The organism is Kitasatospora sp. MBT63 (assembly GCF_000710465.2).
Classification (GTDB): Bacteria; Actinomycetota; Actinomycetes; order Streptomycetales; family Streptomycetaceae; genus Kitasatospora.
The window spans coordinates 9,044-17,885 of sequence record NZ_JAIZ01000728.1 but is presented as its reverse complement, the minus strand read 5'-3'; the positions used below and the strand labels follow the sequence as shown (position 1 = coordinate 17,885).

At 71.8% G+C, this 8,842-nt stretch carries 4 protein-coding genes; all 4 read right to left on the bottom strand.

The annotated features are described in order from the left end of the window. Window positions 1–166: 166 nt before the first annotated feature. The 4 genes from AA75_RS37860 to AA75_RS37845 all read right to left on the bottom strand — a co-directional run bounded on the left by AA75_RS37860 (window position 167) and on the right by AA75_RS37845 (window position 8,592). Entirely contained in the window at window positions 167–5,107 is a 4,941-nt protein-coding gene (locus AA75_RS37860) for an NAD-glutamate dehydrogenase (protein ID WP_033824971.1), read from the bottom strand. Between the two features lie 388 nt (window positions 5,108–5,495). After that, entirely contained in the window at window positions 5,496–7,121 is a 1,626-nt protein-coding gene (pruA, locus tag AA75_RS37855) for an L-glutamate gamma-semialdehyde dehydrogenase (protein ID WP_033824975.1), read from the bottom strand. Between the two features lie 224 nt (window positions 7,122–7,345). Beyond that, window positions 7,346–8,002, bottom strand: coding sequence for an HAD family hydrolase (locus AA75_RS37850; protein ID WP_033824970.1), 657 nt, complete (start codon window positions 8,000–8,002; stop codon window positions 7,346–7,348). Window positions 8,003–8,082: 80 nt separating this feature from the next. After that, entirely contained in the window at window positions 8,083–8,592 is a 510-nt protein-coding gene (locus AA75_RS37845; protein WP_033824969.1) for a hypothetical protein, read from the bottom strand. Window positions 8,593–8,842 lie beyond the last annotated feature (250 nt).

The following is an 8,842-nucleotide window of genomic DNA, read 5'->3' as shown; positions in this document are numbered from 1 at the left end:
CCCACCGGCCCGCGCGTACGGGTGGGGCGTGGACGCCCCGCCCGTACGCGTACCGGTCTCCGGGCGCTGCGCCACGGTTGTGCGCACTCACCGCTACCCGGCCGGCCGTCGCCGGGGGAACGCCAAAGGGCGGGACCGCGTGCGGTCCCGCCCTCCGGTGGGCTGCTCAGTGGCCGGTGCGCAGCAGGGTGCGGATCACCCGCATCGCGACGGACAGGCTGGACAGCTCGTAGTTGTCCGAACCCCTTATGTCGTCGAGGGTGGTCTTGGCCCGCGTCATCAGCGTGCTGTTGAGCTCGGCCCAGGCGCCGTAGCGCTCCTCCGGCGAGGAGCCCTCGGGGCCGCAGGCCAGGATGTCCGCGGTGAGCGCGGCGTGCGCGGCGAACAGGTCCTCGCGGATGGCCGCACGGGCCATCGAGGACCAGCGGTCGGTCCGCGGCAGCTCGATGATCCGGTCCAGCAGGTGGGTGATCTGCAGGCGGTCGGCGAGGTCGTAGTAGAGCTCGGCGACCTCCATCACGTCGGCGTCCGAGCGGTCCGCGACACCGACGATGTCCAGGGTCGGGAAGGCCGAGGACAGGCCGGCCACCCGGGTGGCGAGGGCCTCGGGCACGCCCGAGGCGGACAGCTCCTGGTAGATCTTCTCGAACCAGGCCGCGTCCTCGCCGCGCAGCGGCTTGGGCAGGCTGTCCCAGACCTGGTTGACCCGGTCGTGGAAGAACTCGATGGTGCCGGCGATGTCCAGCGGCTGGCGGCGGTTGTTGAGCATCCACCGGGTGGCACGCTCGACCAGACGGCGGGCGTGCAGCCGCATCCGGGTCTGGACCTCGGCGGGGACCTGGTTGTCCAGCTCCTCGATCTGGTCCCAGAGCTGCTCCAGGCCGAACACCGCGCGGGCGGCCGCGTGGGTGCGGGCGATCTCCTCCATCGTCGCGCCGGTCTCCTCGCGGAGCCGGAACGCGAAGGTGCAGCCACCGCGGTTGATCGTGTCGTTGACGATCAGGGTGGTGATGATCTCCCGGCGCAGCGGGTGGTTGTCGATCGCCTCGGCGAACTTGGCCCGCAGCGCGCTCGGGAAGTACGCGTGCAGCACGGTGCGGAAGTACGGGTCGTCGGGCAGCCCGGTGGCGAGCAGCTCGTCGGCCAGCGTGATCTTCGTGTAGGCGAGCAGCACGGACAGCTCGGGCTGCGAGAGCCCGCGGCCGTTCTGCTGGCGGTCGCGGATCTGGCGCTCGGTGGGCAGGAACTCCAGCGCCCGGTCGAGCTGGCCGTTGGCCTCCAGGCGGTTGATCATCCGGGAGTGCACGTTGACCATCGAGACGGCCTGGGCGACGGCGTTGGCCAGCACCACGTTCTGCGCGTAGTTGTTGCGCAGCACCAGGTGGCCGACCTCGTCGGTCATCTCGGCGAGCAGGGCGTTGCGCTGCTTGACCGTCATGTCGCCGTCGGCGACCACCTGGTTGAGCAGGATCTTGATGTTGACCTCGTGGTCCGAGGTGTCCACACCGGCGGAGTTGTCGATCGCGTCGGTGTCGATCCAGCCGCCGGTGCCCTCGGGGCCGCCGGTGGCCGCGTACTCGATCCGGCCGAGCTGGGTGCAGCCGAGGTTGCCGCCCTCGCCGATCACCCGGGCCCTGACCTGCTCGCCGTTGACCCGGATGGCGTCGTTGGCCTTGTCGCCGACCTCGGCGTTGGTCTCGCTGGAGGCCTTGATGTAGGTGCCGATGCCGCCGTTCCAGAACAGGTCGACGGGCGCCTGGAGGATGGCCTTCATCAGCTCGGCCGGGGTGAGCTTGGCGGCGTCGAGGCCGAGCCGCTCGCGGACCTGCGGGGAGAGCTGGATGGCCTTGGCGGAGCGCGGGAAGACCCCGCCGCCGGCCGAGATCAGCGACTTGTCGTAGTCGTCCCAGGAGCTGCGCGGCACGTCGAACAGGCGGCGGCGCTCGGCGAAGGAGACCGCGGCGTCCGGGTCCGGGTCGAGGAAGATGTGCCGGTGGTCGAAGGCGGCGACCAGGCGGATGTGCTCGCTGAGCAGCATGCCGTTGCCGAACACGTCACCGGACATGTCGCCGATGCCGACCACGGTGAAGTCCTCGGTCTGGGTGTCGTGGCCCAGCTCGCGGAAGTTGCGCTTGACCGACTCCCAGGCGCCGCGGGCGGTGATGCCCATGCCCTTGTGGTCGTAGCCGGCCGAGCCGCCGGAGGCGAACGCGTCGCCCAGCCAGAAGCCGTACGACTCGGCGACCCCGTTGGCGATGTCCGAGAAGGTCGCGGTGCCCTTGTCGGCGGCGACCACCAGGTAGGTGTCGTCCTCGTCGTGGCGGACCACGTCGGCGGGGTGGACGACGTCACCGGCGACCAGGTTGTCGGTGATGTCGAGCAGCGCCGAGATGAAGGTCTTGTACGAGGCGATGCCCTCTGCCATCCAGGCGTCGCGGTCCACCGACGGGTCCGGCAGCTGCTTGGCGACGAAGCCGCCCTTGGCGCCGACCGGGACGATCACGGTGTTCTTGACCATCTGGGCCTTGACCAGGCCGAGGATCTCGGTGCGGAAGTCCTCTCGCCGGTCGGACCAGCGCAGACCGCCGCGGGCGACCTTGCCGAAGCGCAGGTGGACGCCCTCGACCCGGGGCGAGTAGACCCAGATCTCGAACGCCGGGCGCGGGGCCGGCAGGTCCGGGATGGCCTTCGGGTCGAACTTCATCGACACGTAGGAGTGCCACTGGCCGTCGGCCGCGTGCTGGAAGAAGTTGGTCCGCAGGGTGGCGTTGATCAGGTGCAGGAAGGAGCGCAGGATGCGGTCCTCGTCCAGCGAGACGACCTCGTCGAGGGCGCCGTTGAGCTCCTCGAAGATGCCCTCGGTGAGCTCCTGCGCACCCGAGCGGTGGCTGGGGCTGAGCCGGGCCTCGAAGAGGTTGACCAGCAGCCGGGTGGAGTGGGTGTTGTTGCGGAGCGCGTCCTCCATGTAGTCCTGGGAGAAGGTGCTCCCGGCCTGCCGGAGGTACTTGGCGTACGCGCGCAGCACGACGGCCTGGCGCCAGTTCAGCCCGGCGGTCAGGACCAGCTCGTTGAAGCCGTCGTTCTCGGCCTTGCCCGTCCAGGTGGCCGAGAAGGCCTCCTGGAAGCGCTCGCGCGCCTCGTCGCTCAGCTCGGTGGCCTCGCGCAGCTTCAGGCCGAAGTCGTAGACCCACGCGGTGCTGCCGTCGGAGCGGCGCAGCGCGTACGGGTGCTCGTCGAGCACCTCGACGCCCAGGCGCTGCAGGACCGGCAGGACCTCGGTGAGCGAGATCGGGCCGCCGACCCGGTAGATCTTGAAGCGGCGCTCGTCGTCGCCGGCGCCGACCGGCTGGTAGAGGTTGAGCCGGAAGTCGCCCTCGCCGTGCAGCGCCTCGATCTGCTTGAGGTCGGAGACCGCGGTGCGGGCGGTGAAGTCGGCCCGGTAGCCGTCGGGGAAGGCGTTGGCGTAGCGGTGGCCGAGCTCGGCGGCCCGCTCCTCGCCCAGCTCGATGTGCAGCTGGTCGTGGAAGCTGTCCATCCAGAACCGGGCGGCCTCGGCCAGCTTGGCCTCGATCCGCTCGATCTCGGCGTCGCCGAGCTGCGGCAGCTCGGTGCCGGCGGCGACCCGGACCACGAAGTGCAGGCGGGTCAGCACCGACTCGGTGGCGTGCACGGTGTAGTCGATCGACTCGCCGTTGAGCTCCTCCATGAGGATCTCCATCAGGCGCAGCCGGATCCGCGTGGTGTAGCGGTCGCGCGGCAGGTAGACGAAGGCCGAGAAGTAGCGGCCGTAGTCGTCCTGGCGCAGGAACAGCCGCAGCCGGCGGCGCTCCTGCAGGTAGAGCACGCTGGTGGCGATGGAGAGCAGCTCGGCGGCGGCGGTCTGGAAGATCTCGTCCCGGGGGAAGGTCTCCATGATCTGCAGCAGGTCGCGGCCGTCGTGGCTGTCGCTGGAGAAACCGGAGTCGGCGAGGACCTCCTGCACCTTGCGGCGGACCACCGGGATCCGGGTGACCGACTCGGTGTACGCGGCGGAGGAGAACAGGCCGAGGAAACGGCGCTCGCCGATCACCTCGCCGTTGGCGTCGAACTTCTTCACGCCGACGTAGTCGAGGTAGGCGGGGCGGTGCACGGTGGCGCGGCTGTTGGCCTTGGTGAGGACCAGCAGCTTCTTCTCGTGCGCCTTGGCCCGGACCGGGGCCGACAGCCGGCCGAACGCCTCAGCCACCGGGTGGTGGTCGACGTCGTGGCTGATCGGGTCGGAGCGCAGCACGCCGAGGCCGGTGCCGGGGACGGCCCGCAGCACCTCCTCGCCGCGGTGCTCGGCCAGGTCGTACTCGCGGTAGCCGAGGAAGGTGAAGTGGTCGTCGGCCAGCCAGCGCATCAGCTCCCAGGCCTCGCCGACCTCCTGCTCGGGCAGGTGGGCCGGGGGCTCCTCGGCGAGCTCGTCGGCGAGCCGCAGCGCGGAGTCGCGCATCTTGGTCCAGTCCTCGACGACCTCGCGGACGTCGCCCAGGATCCGGCGCAGGTTGGTCTCGATGGCACGGAGGTCGTCGCGGTCGGTCTCGCGGTCGATCTCGATGTGCATCCAGGACTCGACGGTCGCGTCGGCCGGCCAGCCGGTGCCGGCGGCCTGGCTGCGCGAGCAGGCGTCGATGTCCAGGATCTCCAGCAGCTTGCCGGTGATGTCACGGCGGACCGCCAGCTGGGGGTGGATCACGACGTGGATGCCGCGGTCCTCGCGGGTCAGCTCGTTGGTGACCGAGTCGACCAGGAAGGACATGTCGTCGGTGACCACCTCGACCACGGTGTGGCCGCAGGACCAGCCGTTCTCCTCGACGGTCGGGGTGTAGACCCGCACCTCCGCGGTGCCCTGGGGCCGCTTGAGCCCCAGCCGGTAGTGCGAGGCCGCCGCGCCGTACACGTCGACCGGGTCCCGGTCGACCAGGTCCTCGGGAGCGGTGTGGAGGTAGTAGTGGTGCAGGTACGCGGTCAGAGCGCCGTTGCTCAGACCCTCTCCCGGCGCCGCTCCCCCCACCTGGCTGTTCTCAGCGGCTGCTGCTGCCTTGGCGAGCAGTTCGGCCTTGGCTGCGTCCAGCTTGGTCTGCATGACTGTTTGGCTCCTGTCGCGCGCCGTTGCGTGACTCGGTGGTGGTGGCTGGGTGTACACCGCCGGGTCCGTCCGCAATCCTCCCGCATGATCCTGATGAAAACCGCTCATGCCACGCATGAGCGGCTGCGCATCTGGGTACGAGACGACGTTTGGCCTGCGTCGATCGGGTCCGGCGACGCCAGTCAGCCTAACCTGATGAAACGAAGGTGTCAGGGGACACGGAGGAGCAATCCTGCAGGGAGATCGTTCCTTCCTGGACACCTTGTCCAAACGGCATGATCGGACTGTCAGCGACTGCCGGATTGCGCGGCGGCGTCTCCCCGTCCGTGACCCCGGCCTTCACCGCTTCTTGATCGACTCTTCGCCGGACCTTCGTCCCGTCCGCTCAGCCCATGTGCGGGTACCGGTGGCCGGTCGGCGGCACGAAGGTCTCCTTGATCGACCGGGGCGAGGTCCAGCGCAGCAGGTTCTGCGCCGCGCCCGCCTTGTCGTTGGTGCCGGAGGCCCGTCCGCCGCCGAACGGCTGCTGGCCGACCACCGCACCGGTCGGCTTGTCGTTGACGTAGAAGTTGCCCGCGGCGAACCGCAGCCGCTCCACGGCCTGCGCGATGGCGTACCGGTCCTGGGCGATCACCGCGCCGGTCAGCCCGTACGGCGAGCCGCCGTCCACCCGGTCCAGCACGTCCGGCCAGCGGGCGTCCTCGTAGACCTGCACGGCCAGGATCGGGCCGAAGTACTCGGTCCGGAAGACCTCGTTGCGCGGGTCGGCGCAGAGCAGCACGGTGGGCCGCACGAAGTACCCGATCGCGTCGTCGTACTGGCCGCCGGCCACCAGCTCCACCGCCGGGTCGCGCTCGGCCCGCTCGATCGCGGCGACGTTCCTGGCGTACGCCTTGGCGTCGATCAGCGCGCCCATGAAGTTGCTCAGGTCGCTGACGTCGCCGACGGTCAGCGCGTCCACCTCGGCCAGGAAGTCGTCCTTGATCCGCTGCCACAGCCCGCGCGGCAGATAGGCCCGGGACAGCGCCGAGCACTTCTGCCCCTGGTACTCGAAGGCGCCGCGCAGCAGCGCGGTGCGCAGCACGCCGGGGTCGGCCGACGGGTGGGCGACCAGGAAGTCCTTGCCCCCGGTCTCGCCGACGATCCGCGGGTAGCCGCGGTACGAGCCGAGGTTGGCGCCGATGGTCTGCCACAGTGTCCGGAAGGTGGCGGTCGACCCGGTGAAGTGCAGCCCGGCCAGCGCCGGGTTGCCGAGGACGACCTGGGAGGTCGCCTGGCCGTCCCCGGTGACCAGGTTGATCACCCCGGGCGGCAGGCCGGCCGCCTCGAGCAGCCGCATCAGGTAGTGCGCCGAGAGCGTCTGGGTGGGCGCCGGCTTCCAGACCACGGTGTTGCCCATCAGCGCGGGAGCGGTGGGCAGGTTGCCCGCGATGGCGGTGAAGTTGAACGGGGTGACCGCGTAGACGAAGCCCTCCAGCGGGCGGTGGTCGGTGCGGTTCCACACCCCGGGCGAGGACTGCGGCTGCTCGGCCAGGATCTGCCGGGCGAAGTGCACGTTGAACCGCCAGAAGTCGGCCAGCTCGCACGGCGCGTCGATCTCCGCCTGCTGGGCGGTCTTGGACTGGCCGAGCATGGTCGCCGCGGCCACCGTCTCCCGCCACGGTCCGGCCAGCAGGTCGGCCGCGCGCAGGAACACGGCGGCCCGGTCGTCGAAGGAGAGCGAGCGCCACTCGGCGCCCGCCGCCAGCGCCGCGTCCACGGCCAGCTGCGCGTCCTGGTGGGTGGCGTTGCCGAGGACACCCAGGCGGGCCGCGTGGTGGTGCGGCTGGACCACCTCGATCCGCTCGCCGCCGCCGAACCGCAGCTCGCCCGCGATGGTCATCGGGAGCGGGATCTGCTCGCCGGCCAGCTCGTCCAGCTTCTGCTCCAGCCGGGCCCGCTCGGGACTGCCGGGCGCGTAGCCGTTCGGCGGTTCGTTGACGGGGGTCGGGACCTGGGTCACTGCGTCGATCGGCACGGGGTCGCTCCACGGGGTCCGGGTGGCCGGCGCCGGCCGGCTCGGGCCGGCGCCGGCGTCAGGCGGGGTTGACCCGTCCAGACTGGCCAACCGGCCACCGAACCGCCCGGGGCGACACGCCCGGCGGCCCGGTCACCGGGCGGGGCCTGCGCCGACGGGTCAGTGCCGGGGAGCCCGCCGACGGGCCCCTCCCGGGCGACGGGCAGACCGGACGCCGCTCAGGCCGCCAGCTCCGCGGCCAGCTCGACCGCCTCCGCCAGGGTGTCCACCACCGGGACGCCGACCACCTCGAGCTTCGCCCGGGTGTGCGAACCGCCGGTGTACAGCACCGCGTGCAGCCCCCACTCCAGGGCGGCCTGCGCATCGTCGGCGGCGTCCCCGATCAGGACCGTGTGCCGCGGCTCCACCTTCGGCCCGAGCTCCGCCAGGTGGCGGGCGAGGTGGCCCGCCTTGCGCCCGCCCGAGGCACCCCGGCGGCCGTCCACCCGCAGGAAGTGCTCCAGCAGCCCGAACCCCTCCACCACCGGCACCAGCCGCTCGTGCTCGTACATCGACAGCAGCGACTGGCTGCGGCCCGCCTCGCGCCAGCCGCTGAGCAGGCCCGGTACGCCCTCGGTCAGCGGGCAGGCGGGGCTCAGCTCGGCGTACCGGCGGTGGAAGGCCTCGTCCAGCGCCTCCCACTCGGCCTGGCTCGGGTCACGGCCGAGCAGCCGCTGGTAGAAGCGGGGGATGGGTATCTCGTACATCTCCCGGTACTGCTCCAGGGTGAGCGGGGAGATGCCGATGGTCTCGAAGGCCGCGTTGCTCGCGCCGAGCACCGCGTCCATGTCGTGGAACAGCGTTCCGTTCCAGTCCCAGACGATATGAGTGCGCACCCTGGAACGGTACCGGCCGGGCCGGCGCGAGCGGAAAGGGACGTCCCCGGCGGGGGGCTCGGGGCTCGGGCCGGCCGGGCTCAGGCCAGCAGGCCGGGGATCTCCTGGGTCGCGAACCAGAGCAGCTCGTGGTCCTCGGCCCCGCCGACCGTGAACTGGGCGTCCGCGTCGCCCTTGTCCGCCGCGGCGATGGCCTGCGCGGCGGCGGCCACGTCCGCCGCCACCTCCTCGTCGGCCGCGTCCGCGTGCACGGCGGCGGCCTTCGCCAGCCGCACCGGGCCCGACAGCACGACCCGGCCGAGCGCCGACTGGTCCTGGTACTCGTCACCGGGGAACGGCTGCACCGCGGAGTCGGCGACCTCGACGGCCACCACGACCCGGCGGCGCGGCGCGGCGCCGTCCTCGGCGAGCAGCCGGAGCGAGGACTCGGCGGCCCGGTTGAGCGCCGCGTACTCCAGCTCCTCGAGGTCGTCGCTGACGTACCACTCGCGCAGCGCGGGCGTCACCGCGTAGGCCACCGCCCGGTCCAGCTCGCCGCCCGGGTGCGCGGCCGCCAGACCCTTCAACGTGGTGGGCACGTACACGCGCATCGGGAGCACCTTCCTCGATCTGGCCGCGGCCATCACGCCGCGTCCCCAAGAATACGGCCCGCGTGATCACCCCGGCACCGCCGTCCCGGCGACGGTCCGGCCCCCGCGCGGGACCACCGAGCCCTTCCGGGGGCGACGGGGCCGCACAGGGCCGGGCCGGCTCCCGTGCAGGACCGCACGCACGCACGCGCGCCCGCCCGCCGCCTCACCCGAACGCGGACCACCCCACTCCCGCAAGCCACCCCGCCCG